Annotated in this window: 10 protein-coding genes and 1 riboswitch; of the genes, 8 read left to right on the top strand and 2 right to left on the bottom strand. The window is 36.6% G+C overall.

From position 1 onward, the window contains the following. Positions 1-30: 30 nt before the first annotated feature. Entirely contained in the window at positions 31-8,148 is an 8,118-nt protein-coding gene (locus tag KMW28_RS04985; protein ID WP_183363905.1) for a type I polyketide synthase, read from the bottom strand. A gap of 633 nt (positions 8,149-8,781) precedes the next feature. On the opposite strand from KMW28_RS04985, the gene KMW28_RS04980 reads away from it, so the two are divergent. The 5 genes from KMW28_RS04980 (at position 8,782) to KMW28_RS04960 (ending at position 12,409) form a co-directional block, all read left to right on the top strand. Beyond that, positions 8,782-9,891 carry an FAD-binding domain-containing protein gene (locus tag KMW28_RS04980; RefSeq protein ID WP_169664401.1) on the top strand — a complete coding sequence of 370 codons (1,110 nt, stop codon included), beginning with the start codon at positions 8,782-8,784 and terminating at the stop codon, positions 9,889-9,891. Positions 9,892-9,900: 9 nt separating this feature from the next. Beyond that, positions 9,901-10,569, top strand: a complete 669-nt coding sequence (locus KMW28_RS04975; protein WP_169664400.1) for a flavin reductase family protein — start codon at positions 9,901-9,903, stop codon at positions 10,567-10,569. Continuing rightward, positions 10,544-10,687 (top strand): DUF2256 domain-containing protein, encoded by a 144-nt coding sequence (locus tag KMW28_RS04970; RefSeq protein ID WP_169664399.1) that lies wholly within the window; start codon positions 10,544-10,546, stop codon positions 10,685-10,687. Before KMW28_RS04975 ends, KMW28_RS04970 begins: the two co-directional genes overlap by 26 nt. Before the next feature lie 163 nt (positions 10,688-10,850). Continuing rightward, positions 10,851-11,147: a hypothetical protein gene (locus KMW28_RS04965; RefSeq protein ID WP_066209674.1), complete on the top strand. Its 297-nt coding sequence runs from the start codon at positions 10,851-10,853 to the stop codon at positions 11,145-11,147. 215 nt (positions 11,148-11,362) lie between these two features. Further along, positions 11,363-12,409: a hypothetical protein gene (locus KMW28_RS04960; RefSeq protein WP_169664398.1), complete on the top strand. Its 1,047-nt coding sequence runs from the start codon at positions 11,363-11,365 to the stop codon at positions 12,407-12,409. 86 nt (positions 12,410-12,495) lie between these two features. Here the strand turns inward: KMW28_RS04960 and KMW28_RS04955 are convergent, their stop codons facing one another. Beyond that, positions 12,496-12,954 carry an Lrp/AsnC family transcriptional regulator gene (locus tag KMW28_RS04955; RefSeq protein ID WP_169664397.1) on the bottom strand — a complete coding sequence of 153 codons (459 nt, stop codon included), beginning with the start codon at positions 12,952-12,954 and terminating at the stop codon, positions 12,496-12,498. A gap of 166 nt (positions 12,955-13,120) precedes the next feature. Here KMW28_RS04955 and metE point away from each other — a divergent pair, with 166 nt between their 5' ends. From metE to nrdD, 3 genes are all read left to right on the top strand, one after another. Then, entirely contained in the window at positions 13,121-15,442 is a 2,322-nt protein-coding gene (metE, locus tag KMW28_RS04950) for a 5-methyltetrahydropteroyltriglutamate--homocysteine S-methyltransferase (protein WP_169664396.1), read from the top strand. A gap of 456 nt (positions 15,443-15,898) precedes the next feature. Beyond that, positions 15,899-17,071, top strand: coding sequence for a hypothetical protein (locus tag KMW28_RS04945; RefSeq protein ID WP_169664395.1), 1,173 nt, complete (start codon positions 15,899-15,901; stop codon positions 17,069-17,071). 165 nt (positions 17,072-17,236) lie between these two features. After that, a riboswitch (cobalamin riboswitch) is annotated at positions 17,237-17,495 on the top strand. A gap of 109 nt (positions 17,496-17,604) precedes the next feature. After that, a complete protein-coding gene (gene nrdD, locus KMW28_RS04940) occupies positions 17,605-19,443 on the top strand; it encodes an anaerobic ribonucleoside-triphosphate reductase (RefSeq protein ID WP_169664394.1) in 1,839 nt (612 codons plus the stop codon). Positions 19,444-19,475 lie beyond the last annotated feature (32 nt).

Below are 19,475 nucleotides of genomic sequence, written 5' to 3'. Positions count from 1 at the left end.
GTGGACACGTGGGTCCACCCATACTTACATTTATGACCAAGTTAGTTCACGGCTGATTGTCATTGCCGCTCCGTAACTCTTCATGTAAACCTTTCCAGTTTCTGCATCGAATGCAGTGATGTCTGACACCATAGAGAAGTCGTCTGTTTTCTTCACATCAATCTGAACGTAGAATGGCTTACCAAATGGTAGTGCATCAAAAATTTCTACGTAATCAGTACTTAATGGAAGACTTGCTGCTCCGTGGAATCTTCTTACCCAAACAACGGCTCCTTGGTACATGATATCCATTAAATATGGATTCACTTTTTTCACAGGAACTTGTCCTTGTCTCTCTTCCGTTACTCCGTCATGCTCACATTTGAAAAGCATACTTTGTTCGTTCATCTCTAAAATGGATTTGATACCATTAAAGTCAGCACCGTGGAAAAGTGTACCATCAGTATACACTGTTGAAGCATCTGCTACCGCTGGAGAAACATTCTCGTTAGGTAATTGCATGATTGGTGCTTCTACATTTTCCGATGTTAAAGTAATCTGTGTTTGGTAATGGTTCAGCGGAAGTTTACCTCCATTGTCGCTAGAAACGTTCACTGTCAACGTTACAGTCTTTTCTGATTTTGACGTTTCTGTCACTTTAATTGTGTAGTCTTCCGCCTGAGTACCATCAAATACGATTCCTTTGAAAAGCTTTGCGTTGTCTACTCTTTGGATATTGAAGCCAGGATATAAATCCGTTGCTGTTTGCACCATCCAAGTAGAAGCATTTACGATAGGTAATACTGCATTACCTTGGATCATATGATGTTGAAGGAAAGGATTTTTCTCTTCAGTCATATTTCTCTTTACCGTATAGCTTTTCAAATCACCTGAAATATCTGCTTTCGCAAGTGGTAAAGTACCACCTAAAATCACTTGAGGTTGTGCTTTAAAAGCATCACTTAATTGATCCACCATTGCTACAGGACCTTCATCAGAAGGAACTAGAGATACACCGTGTGCTTCGAATAATTTCTTTAATTCTCCGCTTACCATACCTGCATCCCATGCACCCCAGTTGATAGAAGCAACATGTACGTCTGGATGGTTTTTCTTGAATAAGTGTGCTACTCTATTCAATACCTCGTTGGCAATTGCATAGTCTGTTTGCCCCACGTTACCGTAGAATCCGGCTACAGAAGAGAACAATACAACGTGTTGGATATCGTGGATATTTGCTGCTGCAGTAGCGGCTAATAAACCAGAAATCTTCACATCATAAACGTTATCGAAGTCTGTTGCTGTTTTGTTTTCTATCAGTTTGTCTGCTAAACGACCTGCACCGTGGATAATTCCTGTAATTACACCTGTTTTTGCAACGATTGGTGCTACAGCTGCTTTTAATTTTTCAGCATCCGTAACATCTGCTGCCGTGTAATAAGCTTCCGCTCCAACACTTTGAATGTACGCTAAGTTCTCTTCGATTTCTCTTTGAGAAAGTACCGCACCTACCATTCTGTTCACTGTCTTAGGAAGTGGTTTCTCACCGCTTTCTTTTAAGAACATCATGGCATTTCTTTTCAAGATGGGCTCTTCCGCTACACCTTGTGCCCAAGTTGGCTCTTCTGTAGTCAATGCCGAACGACCTACTAAGATAAACTTAGACTTGTACGTTTTCGCCATTGCTCTAACACAATCCGCTGTTACACCTTTGGCACCGCCTGTTACTAAGAATACGTTTTGAGAAGTGATACCTGAAGTACGCATTGTACCTGCTGTATGTGCTTGCTCAACTGCTGTAAGAGTGAAACGTTTTCCTTCATCGTTGTAAGAAGTTTCAGTAGTAGAAACGTCAGCGTCATTTAATTCTGCTACGATTTTCTTCGCTGCTTCTTCCGCCTTCAATTGAGGAGAAAGGTCTACACCTCTACAGAATACGTTTGTCCATTCTAAGTTTAATGATTTCGTTAATCCGAAGTATCCACCTCCGATGACTGAAACATTACCAGGGTTCTTCGTTCCGAAAGCACCTTCTAAACGTGTTACCGTCATGAATGATGCTCTAGTTGATTTAGAAGCATATTCATTCAATGTAGGCTTAAGGTGTTTTGCCAATAAGTAAGCCGCTTTCAACAATTCTTTTTCTTTGTCGAAATGCATACCCCATTGACCTAACGGGAATCTAAAGTGAGGATGTACATTAATAAATTGATCTACTCCACCGATTTGAGCTAATGCTGCTTTGATCGCATCATCAGAAATTTCAGCTAGAGCAATCTCCTTTACCTCGTTTGGTAAAGTCACTGCCGATTGACGAACCAATGAAGCTGGCATAGTCAATACAGCTACTTTTCTTCCTTCAGCCAATAATTCTTGTGCTAAAGAAACTGTTAATCCCGAGCCATCATTTGTAATGACTGTCCATGCATCTGCATTTTTCTCGATCACCAATTGGTCTGGCTCGGGAATATATTTCAACTCTACATCGTAGCGTGCTACGCGATCATAATTTCCAGAAAGGAATGAAGTATGATCTTCTGCGACAGTTGTTTCTTCTACTTGGTTAGTAGACTTTTTTTTTTCGATTGACGAATTAGTATTCGCCGCTACACTGGGGGTGGACGCTCCCGCCTTCGATGAGATGTACTCAGCAATCTGAGCTAACGTTCTCAATTCGGCTAATTCTTGAGGATCTACACCTTGAACTGATGGATTTGCTTCTGTCATCGCACCGAAGATCTCTACACGTTTGATAGAGTCGATACCTAAGTCAGCTTCCATATCCATTCCCATTTCTAACATCTCTGCTGGGTAACCCGTCTTCTCAGCGATTACTTCTAAAAGTGATGCTTCGATTTCTGCGTTTGACACGGGCGACACATGGGTAGCCCCTACAGACGCTGTTGCTGCTTCTACAGGCGCTTCCGTACGGGTCGACCCTTGTGTCGACCCTGCAGATGATGCACCTGCCTTACCTGAAATGTATTCAGCAATCTGAGCTAACGTTCTCAATTCGGCTAACTCTTGTGGATCTACACCTTGAACTGATGGATTTGCTTCTGTCATCGCACCGAAGATCTCAACACGCTTAATAGAGTCAATTCCTAAATCAGCTTCCATGTCCATTCCCATTTCCAACATCTCTGCTGGGTAACCTGTCTTCTCTGCAATTACTTCTAAAAGTGATGCTTCGATTTCTGCGTTTGACACGGGCGACACATGGGTAGCCCCTACAGACGCTGCTGCTTCAACTACAGGCGCTTCCGTACGGGTCGACCCTTGTGTCGACCCTGCAGATGATGCACCTGCTTTTCCTGAAATGTATTCAGCAATTTGAGCTAATGTTCTTAACTCTGCTAATTCTTGTGGATCTACTCCTTGAACTGATGGATTAGCCTCTGTCATTGCACCGAAGATTTCAACACGCTTGATAGAATCAATTCCTAAATCAGCTTCCATGTCCATACCCATTTCTAACATCTCTGCTGGGTAACCTGTCTTCTCAGCAATTACTTCTAAAAGTGATGCTTCGATTTCTGCGTTTGACACGGGCGACACATGGGTAGCCCCTAAAGACGCTGCTGCTTCAACTACAGGCGCTTCCGTACGGGTCGACCCTTGTGTCGACCCTGCAGATGATGCACCTGCCTTACCTGAAATGTATTCAGCAATTTGAGCCAATGTTCTTAGCTCTGCTAATTCTTGTGGATCTACTCCTTGAACTGATGGATTAGCCTCTGTCATCGCACCGAAGATTTCAACACGCTTGATTGAGTCAATTCCTAAATCAGCTTCCATGTCCATACCCATTTCCAACATCTCTGCTGGGTAACCTGTCTTCTCTGCAATTACTTCTAAAAGTGATGCTTCGATTTCTGCGTTTGACACGGGCGACACATGGGTAGCCCCTACAGACGCTGCTGCTTCAACTACAGGCGCTTCCGTACGGGTCGACCCTTGTGTCGACCCTGCAGATGATGCACCTGCTTTTCCTGAAATATATTCAGCAATTTGAGCTAATGTTCTTAACTCTGCTAACTCTTGTGGATCTACACCTTGAACTGATGGATTTGCTTCTGTCATCGCACCGAAGATTTCAACACGCTTGATAGAATCAATTCCTAAATCAGCTTCCATGTCCATTCCCATTTCTAACATCTCAGCCGGGTAACCTGTCTTCTCAGCAATTACTTCTAAAAGTGATGCTTCGATTTCTGCGTTTGTTACGCCACCTTGAGCTGCTGGAGCTGGTGTTTCAACTACTGGTGCTGCTGCTACTGGAGCCGCCGCTGGTGCAGGAGCTGCTGCCGGTGCTGAAGTCGCACCTGCTTTACCTGAAATATATTCAGCAATTTGAGCCAATGTTCTTAACTCTGCTAATTCTTGTGGATCTACACCTTGAACTGAAGGATTCGCTTCTGTCATCGCACCGAAGATTTCAACACGTTTGATAGAATCAATTCCTAAATCAGCTTCCATATCCATACCCATTTCCAACATTTCTGATGGGTAACCTGTCTTCTCTGCAATCACTTCTAAAAGTGATGCTTCGATTTCTGCGTTAGTTACACCACCTTGTGCTGCTGGAGCTGCTGTCTCTTGAACTGGTGCTGCTGCTACTGGAGCCGCCGCTGGTGCAGGAGCTGCTGCCGGTGCTGAAGTTGCACCTGCTTTTCCTGAAATGTATTCAGCAATTTGAGCCAATGTTCTTAACTCTGCTAATTCTTGTGGATCTACACCTTGAACTGAAGGATTTGCTTCTGTCATTGCACCGAAGATCTCTACACGCTTGATAGAGTCGATACCTAAATCAGCTTCCATATCCATGCTCATTTCTAACATCTCAGATGGGTAACCAGTCTTCTCAGCGATTACTGCTAATAAAGATGCTTCGATTTCTGCATTGGATACACCACCTTGAGCTGCAGGAGCTTCTTGTACTGGTGCTGCTGGAGTTGCTGCCACTGGCTGAGCAGGTGCTGGAGTAGCTACTGCTTGAGAAGGAGCTGCAATTTGTTGTGCAGCTGCTGCTTGACCTGCACCTAATTGATTATCTGCTTGCATATTGAACAACGATGCTAACATTTGCTCAATTCTATTTTGCTGTTCAGTCAAACGCTGAATATCTGCTTGGATTTGATCCAATACTGCCTTCTCTGCCATGGAAGCTGAATTTTGTTTCTGACGAATTTTTTCTTCAATAATTTGAGACATGTCTGTTGTCTCTGCAATCACCGTCTCGATTTCTTCTACGATTGGTGCTTTTTGAGAAAGTACTTTTCCGCCTTTCTCTAGGATATCTTGATATCTCTTCTTGAAACCATCTGTCAAATAGTTTGTACCTGAAATTTGTACATTCATTTTTGACTTCGCTCCTGCTTCTTTTACAGGACGAGCGTATGGATCAAAGTTTTCGATTTGAACACCCATTACAGCCAATTGAATAGCTGCTTCTCTTAACTGAACATCTGAGTTTTTCTTAGGGTTAGGATTCAAAGCAATCACTTGATGATCTTTACCTGATAAGATTTCAGAAGTTAAGTTGGATAAGATGTTCTTCGGTCCGAATTCAACAAATACTCTAGCACCTTCATTGTACATTGTATCGATTTGATCTTTGAATTTTACCGGACTTAAAATATGTCTTTTCAGCGTCTCTTTGATAAACTGAGGTTGCGCTGGGTAAGCCGTTCCTAGTGTATTTGAGTACAATTTACCTTGAGGTGCTGCAATATTTGTTTGATCAAGTACTGCTGCAAATGGTTTTGAAGCATGACCAACAAATGGTGTGTGGAATGCTGCTGAAACAGGAAGGATAGTCGCTAATAAGCCCGCTGCTTTTAGTTCAGTTTTTAACGCTTCCAACTCGTTTTTAGCACCACCTAATATTGTTTGTGTTCCAGAGTTGATGTTAGCAACTTGAACATTTTGATATTTACCGATGTAAGGTTGAACTGCTACAACATCACCTTTCACTGCCATCATCGTTCCGGCATCCACACCTGCTTGTGCTGACATTGCTTGTCCTCTTTCTTTCGATAATTTGATGAAAGTTGGAAGATCAATCGCACCCGATGCATACAATGCTGAAAGCTCACCATAAGAGTGACCTGCAAAGTAGTTTGCCTTGAAACCTGATTTTTGAAGGATGTGATACATACTTACTGATAATGCACCAATGGCTGGCTGTGCATTTTCTGTTTGCGTAAGTACTGTTTGTTGTTGTTTACGTTCTTCGTCTGAGAATACTGGAATTGGGTAAACCGTTTCTGTCAATGGTTTCTTACCATCTTGCTCGAATACGCCGTTTACTTTCGCAAATACTTCTCTCACTTCTGGGAATGACCAAGCAATCTCGTTACCCATGTTCGTGTACTGAGAACCTTGTCCGGCAAATAATGCTGCCACCTGATCTTTACCTGCATAAGCTGCGTTTCTAAACCAAACGTTCAAGATTGGATTCTTCCATTCTCCAGCGTTAATGTCTTTAGAGATACCTGCAACAAATGCTTCTAATTTTTTCGTTGCTTCCTCAATTGATGAAGCTACAAAACCAACTCTTGGCTGGTTAGCAGGAACATTCTCTGCAAATGCTGTTGCTGATACTTCTTTGTAGTAAGTTTTAGCATCTGCACCTGTAAGACCTGCAATATGTTTTTGAGCTAACGCTACCAAAGCAGAAGTAGATACATCAGATAGTAACCACTGCTTATGGATATTGTGCACTCTATTTTTCTCGATTGACTGACCTTTGTACTCCTCCATTGAGAAGTGAAGGTTCACACCACCAAAACCGAAAGCCGATACACCTGCTCTCAATGGAGTTTGTGCATCTTTCTGGAACCAAGGTCTAGTTTCAGAATTGATATAGAATGCTTTCTTCTCAATTTCTAATTTAGGATTTGGCTTAGTGATATTAATTGTACCTGGAAGGATTTTGTGGTGTAAGGCTAAAGCTGCTTTAATCATACCCGCTGCACCTGCTGCTGCTTTTGTATGACCAATTTGTGACTTTACAGAACCTAAGGCAATGTGATTTGTTTTCACTCCATCATCACCGAATACCATACCCATTGATACACCTTCTGATGCATCACCAGCGTTGGTACCTGTACCGTGCGCCTCAATCAAACCAACTGTTGATGGATCATAACCTGCTTCCTCATATGCTCTACGCATCGCTAATGCCTGACCTGAAGGACGTGGTGCATATACCGACTTGTAACGACCATCTGATGAACCACCAATACCATTCACTACTGCATAGATTTTATCGCCATCACGCTCAGCATCTTCTAAACGTTTCATGACCATCATACCTACACCTTCACCGATCAACATACCGTCGCCATCTTGATCGAATGGACGGATGCTACCGTTACGAGAGAATGCAGGAGTTTTTGAGAATGACATGTACATGAATGGAGAGTTGTCTGTATCTACACCACCAGTAATCATCATGTCTGCTCTTTTCTCTACCAATTCAGCTACTGCCATTTTAATTGCAGAAAGTGATGCCGCACAAGCTGCATCCACTACTGAGTTGATACCACCGAAGTCGAAACGGTTCGCAATACGACCAGAAATTACGTTACCCAATAAACCTGGGAAAGAGTTTTCTGTCCATGGCACGAACGCTGCTTTCATTTTTTCGATCGCCACTTGGATTTGCTCTTCTGGCATACCCATTGACTCTAATGCTCTTCTCCATACTGGATATTGCAAACGAGCCGTTAAAGGAATGATCAGTTTCTGACCACCACCAACACCAAGGATCACACCTGTTCTTTCTCTTAGTTCTGATTTTAATGCATCAGAACCTGGAGCGTAACCAGAATCGATCAAGGCATCTTTTGCAACTGCTAGACCCAATAACTGAGAAGCGTCTGTTACTTCAAGAATATTTGGCGGTAAACCAAACTCCATCGGGTTGAAATCAATCTTTGGAACAAATCCACCTACTTTACAGTACGTCTTATCTTCCGCTAATGGATTTGGATCATAATAATCATCGATTTTCCATCTATCATCTGGAACTTCTTTGATACAATCTACCCCTTGGATAATATTCTCCCAATACTTCTCGAGGTTCTCAGAATCTGCAAATACAGAGGCCATACCTACAATGGCAATCGGCGTCTCTTTTAGCAGTTGGTTCGTGTCTGTCATATCTCTTTATTCTTAGAATTGTACAATTTTTAAATTGCACAGCTCATTTAATTTGTTCGTTCTTTAAAAAAATAGTTTGCGGTCGGTTTGTTGTTTGTCCAATTGAAACACGCAAAACATTTAATTTTCGCAAGTATAACAACCTATTTGCTGTGTTTGTGACAGACTTTTTGAAAAAAAATTACATTAGTTTTTATTTAAAAATGAATAACTTTTCACTCATCTATAAAAAAAGTACAATAATCCGAAAACAGACATTTATTACAGAAGTAAGTATTCATTCATTCGTTTTTTGAGTAGAATATTGGTGAAAATTAAAAAATGTGAAAATTTATTTAATTGTCACAAACAATCTTCACGATATCAAAAACAGCTTTTTTTGATGAATATATTTTTCTGTTAAAAAAAATTGCAATACTATTTACTTGACATCACTTTTTATAAAGTTTCATATAGTTGTATTGGTCGAGAAATGTCGAGTTAAAAACAGAAATTGATATAATAATATTTACAACTACATTAAAATGATGCTATTCTTTCATTAAAAAATCATTGATAAAAAACATTCTGACTGTTTTTATAAACAAAATTGAGATTGTAGCATTTAGTTATTACACTTAAATATTATCCTCCATGCATTTCTCTACTAAATACTCTGTAATTCTTGAGCTATTAAATAATTATAATCCTGACCGCTATGCTGCTTCTAGAAATTACATTGATGGAAGCGTCTCCTATTTATCTCCATATATTTCAAGAGGCGTCATATCTACAAAAAAGGTATACCAACTTCTTTTAAGTAAGGGGTATGAATTCGGAAAGATAGAGAAATTTGTTCAAGAATTGGCTTGGAGAGATTATTGGCAGCAATTGTGGGTTCATAAAGAAGAATTAATAGATGATGATTTAAAAAGAACTCAACCCAATGTTGCACACTATCAACTCCCAATATCAATATTAGAAAAGTCTACAGGTATAGATGCTTTAGACCACGGAATTGATGAATTGGAGAAAACTGGATATATGCATAATCATATGAGAATGTATATAAGTATGTTGATTTGCAATATTGGTCAGACCCACTGGAAACAACCTGCACAATGGATGTATTATCACCTACTTGATGGAGATTGGGCATCAAACGCTTTGTCATGGCAATGGGTATGTGGAGCAAACTCAAACAAAAAGTATTTTGCCAATCAGGAAAATATTAATAAGTACACCCATACCCAACAAAAAGGAAGTTATTTAGATGTCTCATATAATGAGATTGAATATCAAAAAGTGCCCAAAGAGTTGAAGGCTACCCTAAATTTGGAATTGAAAACCGATTTACCTGAAGCCACTTCTATAGTTATTGATAAAAAGTCTCCTACTTTCATTTATAATTCCTATCAATTAGATCCTGAGTGGCATAGCCCAGAGAAAGGAAATAGAATTTTATTATTAGAGCCTTCTCATTTTGAGAAATTTCCAATATCTAAAAGAGTCCTTGATTTTATCATCGATTTATCGAAAAATATTGAAGGAATACAACTATTCGTTGGAGAGTTTGATGAGCTAAAAGCAGCACTTGGCTGTGCTGAAATCTACTTTAAAGAACATCCTGCATTCAAGCATTATAAAGGCAACAGAGAATCTCGAGATTGGATTTCTAATATCTCTGGAGACTGTCACTCCTTCTTTAAATTCTGGAAATTGGTCAAAAAAGATTTAAAAAAAGACCTAGAAACTATATTATAATTAAAACACATGCATTTAACAAAAGATCTTATTAAAGAGATGAACCGGGTGAAACGCCTTAATCTAATTAATAGTATTACAGGCATTAAGCCCGCTAACCTTATAGGGAGCTCGTCTGTAAAGTATGGTGATAACCTCGCTATTTTTAGCTCGGTAGTGCATTTGGGGAGTGACCCTGCATTACTGGGCTTTATTAGTAGACCATCTCAAGATGTACCAAGACATACATTAAGGAATATCTACGAAAACAATGTATATACTATAAACCATGTGAATACGAATCAGATCATGAGGGCTCATTATACTTCTGCCAAGATGGATGATCAAGATTCTGAATTTGAAAAATGTCATTTTACGCCTGAATATATTGATGGTTTTAAGGCTCCATTTGTAAAAGAAGCCAAAGTAAAAATCGGTTTAGAATTAAAAGAAAGTATTCCTATAAAGTTTAATAATACAGTAATGATCGTTGGGGAAATACAACATATTTTCATTCCTGAAGAAGCCATCACAGAACAAGGTTATTTACGTTTAGATAAAATTGATGCTACTGGAATTTCTGGATTGAATTCGTATTATTCGTTTAACTACCTCAATAGTTTCCCTTATGCTAGAAAAAAAGATCTCGAAACTTTAAACCTAAAACTAAGTGATGAAAAAGCAACATCTACCTCATAAGACCTGTCCTGTATGCAAAAGAGAATTTTCTTGGCGTAAGAAATGGAAGAAAGTATGGGAAGAGGTAAAATATTGTTCTGAAAGATGCAGAAGAAATAAAACCTCAATATCCATCTAAGTACTTGATTTTAAACAAAATGATTTACTCCAAATTCATTTGAATTTATTGTACATATGCATCTATTTATTGAACGTTTCTAAAGAGTTGAGAAAACTTTTTTATGAAAGGTGTTTTATAGTATATATTTGCATTCACTCATCATAATAATCATTTCATATTTATGTCAACAAGAACTTGTCCTAGATGTAAAGGTAGAATACCTGATGCCGAATTTGTTTCTCACTTAGTTAGATGTGACGGGAGTGGCGGATCGGTTGTGACTTCTGAAGTAGAAGAATCTGTAGCAAGAGAAAAGAAGAATAAGGAGACTAAAAAAAGAGCTACTGCAGCTAGAAAAAAAGCGGCACCTAAAAAAGTAGTTACTGCAGACATGGAGAAGCTAATGCAGAAATTTAAAATGACTGCAGAAGATGCGGAAATGTTCTTACAACAGAATCCTAACTACTTCGATAAATAAAAATACGATAAAGAACACCTACTTCTTTTAGAAAAAAATTACAGAATGAGCCTGAATCTTTCAAAATTCAGGCTCTTTTTTTAAATAAATAGAAAATTATTTGCTCATTTTTTACAAGTCTTTTATTTTGGGATTTGTATTTACCATATTGAAACTGACTATTTTATACAATCTGTTTCCCTTTTATTTTTTACATAATTAACTACTCACTTTTTATGAAGGTTTATTGTATTCAACTTCTTCACTTTGCTTTCATCTTTTTTAGTGTTTCTCTTTTTGGGCAAAATTTAGATAAAGAAACTATTTCTGTAAAATATATTCATTTACCAGAAAATCCGTTGCCCTCTAACTTAACTTCCTATTCCAGAAAAATCACCTTACCTAAATCGTTTTATGATGGCAGTAAAAAAGATAGTGTGGAAAAAAGGCTTCTTGAAGCAACTACAATAGAAGGTTATTCTATTGTGGATCATTCTGATGATTTTTCAATAGAAATCGAAACAAATAATTTTAAGACCCTCGGTTTTGAAGAAAAAACGGTAGAAAAGGTTAAAGTATTTGATGGACAAAGAATTATATTCACTCATTTTTCTTATGAATTAATTTATAAAATGCCTGTTTTTTTCCAAGTAAAAGTAAATGGAAAAAATATACACAGTGGTTATCTGAATAATTCTAATAACTATGTTCGCATTGACACTCCTGCCTTAAGATCAGAAGAGGAAAGAGAGTTTTGGAAAAATCATTTAAGTAAAGATTTTATTAATGAGTTAAGAGCTAAAGAGTTCGAAAAACATTGCCAAGAAATACATTCTTACTTATCAAATAACTATGCTTACACGGAAAAACAGATCCAAATTCCTGTTTTGAAATTAGAATCAACTGCTAAAAGAGACTATACAGCATACAATTCTATCTGCGAAGACATGATCAAAGCTTTTCATTTAATTGAAGCACATAAAGGACATTCAGGTAAAGATTACAATGTTGAGGCTGAACAAGTAATCGATAAGTTTAGGTCAATGTTAAAGGAAGTTGATTTTAAGGATAAAAAAGCACTTTACAATAAAAAGACTAGTGCTTATATAGCTGCAAATATTGGTATGCTTTCAATATGGTTAAACGACTTTAAAGTATCACTAGAGTGCATGAAATATGCTCAAGCAAATGCTGGAAAGGAAATTGACTCCGAAAAGTACAAGCAACTTATATTAAGTAGGTCTACCAAATTAAAGAAATTCAAAGCATCAGTAATTCAATAATTATCGGTTATTTATTGATGTAAGTCTGTCTTATTACATATTAATAGGACAGACTTATTTTTATAATTTCAGATTAGTATTTCTTTTTACTCTGTGATTGGTATTTTATAACTCTGTTTAATCTCGCCCATTACAAATGTGCTGTGTGCACTCCCAATATTTTCAATTTCCCCCAATCGATTTAAAACAAAATCTTGATAAGCCTTCATGTCTTTGACCATCACTTTTAGAAGAAAATCATAGTCTCCTGAAATATTGTAACATTCAACCACTTCTTCTAGAGCAGTAATGTCTTCTACAAATTTATGACCTATAATTTTAGAATGTTCCTTTAAAGTCACATTACAAAATACGATTAAGTCCCTATCTAACTTTTCTCTATTTAAAACTGCTACATATTTTTTAATTACTCCTTCCCTTTCCATTTTTTTGATTCGCTCATAAACTGGAGTGTTGGAAAGATGAATTCGTCTGGCTATTTCTTTTGTCGTAATACTTCCGTCTTCTTGAAGCAGTTTGAGTATTTTTTTATCTGTTTGATCCATTTTAGCTGAAGAAAAAATTTCTAATACACTGACTTATTTATTAGTCAATCAGAATTATTTTCCAGCAAGGATAAGATATAAAGTTTTATCATCCAATGTTTTTGATTTATACCAAAACAAAAATCATCAAAACTAATTTTGTGTAGAAATTTTAACTACATACACTATGAAAACTAGAAACTTTGGATTCCCACGTATTGGGGCAAAAAGAGAACTTAAAAAAGCCTTAGAACAATTTTGGGCAAAAGAAATTGATGCTGCAAAACTCATTGAAATTGGTAAAGACATCAGAAAGAAAAACTGGGAAGCACAATCTATTCTAGATGATATTCCTTCTAACGATTTCTCGTTTTATGATCAGATACTGGATTTGATTTATACATTCGACTGTCTCCCTAAACGATTTAGACAACTTCAGCAAAAGGAAAACCTCAATGATTTAGAATTGTATTTCGCTTTAGCTAGAGGTTTTCAAAATGAAACTTCAGATGTTAAAGCTATGGAAATGACTAAGTGGTTCGATACCAATTACCACTTTATTGTTCCAGAATTTTATAAAAACACTCAATTTAGCATCAGCAAACCTATCAAAATTGTGGAAGAATATAAAGAAGCTAAAGTCAGCGGATTTGAAACTCTTCCAACAATTATTGGTCCTGTCACTTTTCTTTGGTTAGGAAAGGAAATTGATAAAGGATTCCACCGATTGGATCTATTAGACGATTTACTGGCTTCCTACTCTGTAATCCTGGATCAATTACTTGAGCATGGTGCTTCGAAAATTCAATTTGATGAACCCTGCTTGGCATTGGATGAAAACCCTCTGATTCAAGAGTGCATTAAAAAAGTGTATCAACATTTTGCAAAAGAATTTCCTCAATTAGATATCACTTTAGGGAATTATTTCGATTGCTATGGGGGAAACTTAACTACTGTTCTTCAACTCCCTATTCATACCTTACACTTAGATTTAGTTCGTTGTGGTGAACAAATAAACGATATCTTAAATCACGAACTCTTTAATGAAAACCTTCATCTTTCATTAGGCATTATTGATGGCCGTAACGTTTGGAAAAATGATTTCCGAAAGTCATTAGAAGTAATAAAAAAAGTAGAGGCATCCATAGGATCTGATCGAATTCTTCTCTCCCCTTCTTGTTCTCTTTTGCACAGTCCAATTGATATAAATTTAGAGGATGAACAATCAAAAATTCACCCCGAAGTAAAACCTTGGTTGAGTTTTGCTCAACAAAAAATTGAGGAGTTAGAACAGCTTAAAGTTCTTGTTGCTGAAAAAGAGCCTTATCAACATCCTCTTTATGTCAGTAATCAAATTGATATTCAATCAAGAATTACTTCCGAATTAGTCAATAATCTAAAAGTTCAAGAAAGAGTAAAGAATCTTTCAGCTAAAGAATCTCAAAGAGCAAGTGATTTTAAATCAAGAAAAGTTCAACAAGCGGTGGCTTTGCAATTGCCTTTACTTCCTACTACAAGTATCGGGTCCCTACCTCAAACAAAAGAAGTTAGAAAGAATAGAAGCTTATTTAAAAGAGGAAAAATCACTCATGAACAATACTCAGACTTCATAAAGAATGAAATTAAAGACGCTATTCGTTTTCAAGAATCTATAGATGTAGACGTTTTAGTCCATGGAGAATTTGAAAGGAATGATATGGTTGAATTCTTTGGAGAACAATTGGATGGATTCACATTTACAAGTCATGGTTGGGTACAAAGCTTTGGTTCGAGGTATGTTAAACCTCCTATTATTTATGGTGATGTACATAGATCTGAAGCCATGACGGTAAAAGAAAGTGCCTATGCACAAAGTTTAACTGAACGACCTGTAAAGGGAATGTTGACAGGACCTGTTACTATTTTACAATGGTCTTTTGTTAGAGACGATCAACCTCGACATAAAACCTGTAAACAAATAAGTTTGGCAATAAGAGACGAGGTGATTGATTTAGAGAAAGCGGGGTTAAAGGTCATTCAGATTGATGAACCTGCATTTAGAGAAGGTCTTCCTTTAAGAAAAGGAGAATGGCAAAGTTATTTAGATTGGGCCGTTGACTCTTTTAAAATATCAAGTAGTGGGGTGAAAGATGGAACACAAATCCATACTCATATGTGTTATTCGAAATTTAATGATATCATTAAATCAATTGCTGCAATGGATGCAGATGTGATTACGATTGAATGTTCACGATCTCAGCTTCATTTATTGAATGCTTTTTCAAACTTCAAATATCCCAATGAAATTGGACCGGGAATATACGATATCCACTCACCCAATGTTCCTTCTGTTTATGATATGCTTGATTTTATCAATAAAGCAAAAATTAAAATTCCATTAGAACAACTATGGGTAAATCCTGACTGTGGATTAAAAACAAGAGGTTGGACAGAAACCAAAGCATCTTTAGAAGCAATGGTGAATGCCACTAAAAAAGCTAGAGAATTATTTACTGAGAAAGTGTCTTAATTATATTATTAGAGGTTCGACAATATAGGTTGAACCTCTTTCTTATAGTATCAAATATTTAAATCATTAGAAGTTATCAATTAATAGTACAATAAAATAGCAGACACAAGAACTTAACATTAAGTACACCTTAAAATAATATCATTTTACCAACAAAACATATAATTATTCTTTTTTGTACTTGGACGTTAAAAGTTCATCATCAATATTCGTCAACGGAAAATATTCTAACTATATTTTTTGAAAAAACTTCAATCAACTAATGATGTAATCAAAATAGTGCTATAAACTAAATTTCAGATCAAAGTAAACAAGCGACTATTATAATTACTGAAACAAAACTATTGAAACATGATACATTGACTAAATATCATGGAATTGATAATCAAGAACGGTGTATTTAACTTTTTTCAAAAAAACAGTATTACTCAATTTAATGTTAGACTAATAATTAATATGAAACTTTTTAAACTATTCATTTTAGTTTTAGTAGTTAGTTCAACTACTTTATTTGCGCAAAAAAGAACAAGCGAATCTGCTGCTTATGTTACTTACGTATTCCAACCTCTTAACGGAGAAATCGTAGACAACTCAACAGGTATTTTTATGTTTAATGTAGATACCGAACTAAACACTTTAGATAAATCTGATGTAAAAACAGTGACTAAAGGTGTAAAAAAAGATCGCAGACCAAAAGCAATTCTTGATGCTAGAAATGATACTCTTTACAAATATGAAGAGTCGTTCGAAAAGTATAAAGAAAAATTTTCTGGTAAAGGTGACAAGTACAAAGACCTTAGAATCGAGATCGAAATTGACACTCCAACAATTGATTTTCTTGCTAACTCTTTTAAAGAATTAAAAGGAAGCGATATTGCTTTAAAATTGAAAGCTAAGGCAATGTTAAAAATCACTTCTTCAGATAGACAATTACTTTACGAAAAGGACCTATTTGCATCAAATCCTAAAGCTTTACAATATAAGGCTTCGAGCTTTGTGGAATACATCACTTTAAAATCACAAGTTAATAAAGCGGGTTCTGATGAAGCGAGAAGAGCGATTATGCAGCAACACATTCGTGATGAAATGCACAAAAAAATATTCAAATACGCGATCTATTATGCACACCTTGATATTCAAGAACAACTTTTTAGTGACTCATCTAGAGAATTGATTTATATCTTTGGTGCTAAAGGATCACATCCTAAATACAAGCAGTTAACTGAACTTCAAGAAACTTTAGCAGATAGATTTAAAAAACTTTACTCTTTCTCTAAGAAGAAGAAAACGACAATGGACCAAGTGATGGAAACAATTGATGAGTCAATTCCACTTTGGGAGGAACTAATTGCTGAAGCAAACTATGAGGACAAAAAAGCTAAAGTAAATGGCGAAATTGCTGATGGTTTAAAATTAAACCTTGCATTAGCCTACACAATGAAAAGAGATTTTGATAAAGCTTTAGAGATTATGAATACTATCGAGAAAGCAAAAGAAAATCCAAATGGCTTAAACGGTATTATGGCGGGTTCTTTTAAAGGTCAAGCAAAGTCATTAAGAAGACTTCTTGAAAGAATTCAAATCGATCCTTCTAAAGTAAGCGTTACTACAGGTCAAGAAGCGAACTAATTCAGTTCAATTAATCTTATATAAGAATTTTAGGCTGTCATATAATAAATGTGACAGCCTTTTATTTTTCTAATAAATCATCCCCTTAAACTATCTATTTTCAGCATATTATAAATTCCTAAAATATTTTAGTGATTGTCATCAATGCTTTTTAAATCAGGTGTTTGCAAATTGAAAGTGCATGGTGCCAAAATGGAATAATAGGGAATCTAGTGAGAATCTAGAACTATGCTCGTAGCTGTATAGCACTCGTTGTCATCACTTAATTTAATAGCTAATTGACTACATATTTAGCTCTCTTAATTTAACTGATAAAGAATTGATACTCCATTGCTGTTCTGCTTGATCAGATGTATCAAGTATAAAGTGAGAAGGACAATTTTTAGAGTCAAGTCAGAAGACCTACCAAGCAAATGAAGCCACCGACATCGAGTTAATGTCTAAGTTTTCAGCGTCCACCAAATTATTTGATGTACGTTACTGCACTTCCTACAATAGCGCCTTGTGTTTTGTTTCAAAAAAATTCAAAAGACATGGTCATCACTCAAGACAGTAAATTGCTGAAATTCGCCAATGAAGCAATTAACCTTACTAATGTAGAAAACGAAAACGCCAACATGCCTGAAGGTGTTTTTACTGCAAAACTTACCCGTATGTCGGGTGAAATCTCCAAGGAATACACAAAAGCCTACTTACTTCCCGAAAAGCATTTAAAGATGCATGAAGAAGGGTGGATTTATATCCACGACTTCAGTTCTTATGCTGTGGGAATGCAAAACTGTATGTTTATTGATGTTGGAGAAATTCTTAGCAAACCCATTCATACAACGAATGGCACTATGCGTCCCCCTAAAAGTATTCGTTCTGCTTTGCAAGTAACAGCAGTCGTTTTACAATGTCAGAGTAACGCTCAGTTTGGAGGTATCGCTATTAATGCCTTCGATTTCCATATGGCCAAATTCATTAAACTTAGTTTCTATAAACATATGGAAACGGCCATTAAGTTTAATGTACCCGATCCTGATACATTTGCCTGGGACCAAGTAAAAGAAGAAACTAAACAAGCTTGCGAGGCTTTCCTTCATAATCTGAATCATTTAGAAAGTCGTGCTGGTAATCAACTTCCATTTGTATCGATTAACTATGGATGTGATACTTCTAGAGAAGGTCGTTTGTTTATCGAATGCATGCTAAATGCCACAATGGATGGTATTGGTGAGAAAAGAACTACTCCAATTTTCCCTATTCAAATTTGGCAATACAGAAAGGAAGAAGGTAAAATTTTAAACGAGGATCTTTTCCAATTGGCCAACGAGTGCTCGATAAAAAGAGTCTATCCTAACTATGTCAACACCCATCAAGAGGTATATGACATTTTGGATAAAAACGGAAAAATTGTTCCAGATTTAATCCCTGCCACTATGGGGTGTCGTACACGTTTAGGAAAAAATCTACATGGCTATAACGGAAAATCGGGTAGAGGAAACCTATCTCCTGTAACCATGAACCTTCCTAAATATGCGATGGAAACTGACTCATGGGAGGAATTCTGTACTCTTGTAAAAGAGATGGCATTTATTGGAATCGACATGATGGAAGCACGTTTACGTTGGCAAAGAAAGCAACTAATGGGAGCAGCTCCTTTTATGTATAAAAACAAGATCTGGAAGCACGATCAACCGTATAACGAAAAGGCTAAAATTGGCGATATTCTTTATTCGGGTACACTTGCTTTAGGGTTTATCGGTATTGCCGAAGCTTTATTGATTTTGGAAGGAAAGCATCATGGTGAATCAGAAGAATCTCAAGAAAAAGCATTGAACCTGATTAAAGATCTACATAATTTCTGTGATAAGGAAAGTCGGAGAAGACGTTTGAATATCTCTTTATATGCCACTCCTGCAGAAAGTTTATGTCATACTTTCGCTAAAAAATTACAAGAGCAATACGGTCATGTTCAAGGAGTTTTTGATAAAGAATTCATCACCAACTCTTTCCATGTTCCTGTATGGCACAACATCAACTATGTTGATAAGATTGCTATAGAAGCACCTTATCATAAATACTGTTCAGGTGGTTCTATCACTTATGTAGAGTTACGATCGGAAATCAATAAAACACCTCATTTATATAAAAATCTAATTGAGGGAGCGATGGAAGAAGGAGTTTATTACTTTGCTACTAACATCCAAAGAGATCGATGCTTAAACTGTGATCACGAAGGTTTATTTGATGATCTGAAATGTGATAAGTGTCAGTCGAAAGATATTATTACTTTAAGGAGAGTTACCGGTTATATTACGGGGGCCTATCATAAAGTATTTAATAATGGAAAGAAAGATGAAGTGAGAAACCGAGTAAAACATAATTAATGAATAAAAAAGAAGGTAATCTTAAATAGTGT

This window comes from Flammeovirga yaeyamensis, from assembly GCF_018736045.1.
GTDB lineage: Bacteria > Bacteroidota > Bacteroidia > Cytophagales > Flammeovirgaceae > Flammeovirga > Flammeovirga yaeyamensis.
Note: the sequence above shows the minus strand (reverse complement) of the source record. Positions and strands in the feature narration are given on the sequence as shown.

Coding starts and splice junctions, on each gene's coding strand:
- KMW28_RS04945 (WP_169664395.1), top strand. CDS start 15,899: ATGAAACTTTTTAAACTATTCATTTTAGTTTTAGTAGTTAGTTCAACT.
- KMW28_RS04975 (WP_169664400.1), top strand. CDS start 9,901: ATGCATTTAACAAAAGATCTTATTAAAGAGATGAACCGGGTGAAACGC.
- KMW28_RS04965 (WP_066209674.1), top strand. CDS start 10,851: ATGTCAACAAGAACTTGTCCTAGATGTAAAGGTAGAATACCTGATGCC.
- metE (WP_169664396.1), top strand. CDS start 13,121: ATGAAAACTAGAAACTTTGGATTCCCACGTATTGGGGCAAAAAGAGAA.
- KMW28_RS04955 (WP_169664397.1), bottom strand. CDS start 12,954: ATGGATCAAACAGATAAAAAAATACTCAAACTGCTTCAAGAAGACGGA.
- KMW28_RS04970 (WP_169664399.1), top strand. CDS start 10,544: ATGAAAAAGCAACATCTACCTCATAAGACCTGTCCTGTATGCAAAAGA.
- KMW28_RS04985 (WP_183363905.1), bottom strand. CDS start 8,148: ATGACAGACACGAACCAACTGCTAAAAGAGACGCCGATTGCCATTGTA.
- KMW28_RS04960 (WP_169664398.1), top strand. CDS start 11,363: ATGAAGGTTTATTGTATTCAACTTCTTCACTTTGCTTTCATCTTTTTT.
- KMW28_RS04980 (WP_169664401.1), top strand. CDS start 8,782: ATGCATTTCTCTACTAAATACTCTGTAATTCTTGAGCTATTAAATAAT.
- nrdD (WP_169664394.1), top strand. CDS start 17,605: ATGGTCATCACTCAAGACAGTAAATTGCTGAAATTCGCCAATGAAGCA.